Genomic DNA, 261 nt, shown 5'->3' with positions numbered 1-261 from the left:
TTTGTTGATCACCGTCGTGAAGTAGTAACACGTCGTACTATTTTCGAACTGCGTAAAGCACGTGACCGCGCTCATATCCTTGAAGGCCTTGCACTCGCACTGGCTAACATTGATGAGATCATTGAGCTTATCCGTAAAGCGTCGACTCCTTCTGAAGCAAAAGCGGGCCTAGTTGCTCGTGGCTGGGACCTAGGTCTTGTTTCAACCATGTTAGAGCGCGCTGGTACTGATGCTGCGCGTCCTGAGTGGTTAGAAGAACAA

General features: G+C 49.8%; 1 protein-coding gene. It reads left to right on the top strand.

Going from position 1 to position 261, the window contains the following annotated elements; translation table 11 throughout:
* Positions 1 to 261 (top strand): DNA gyrase subunit A (locus tag AB4585_RS23565; RefSeq protein WP_372171195.1); only part of this gene is annotated, 261 nt, incomplete at both ends.

This window comes from Vibrio sp. 10N.222.49.C9 (genome assembly GCF_041474985.1).
Taxonomy (GTDB): Bacteria; Pseudomonadota; Gammaproteobacteria; order Enterobacterales; family Vibrionaceae; genus Vibrio; species Vibrio crassostreae_C.
This window is presented reverse-complemented; position numbering and strand designations above follow the sequence as displayed.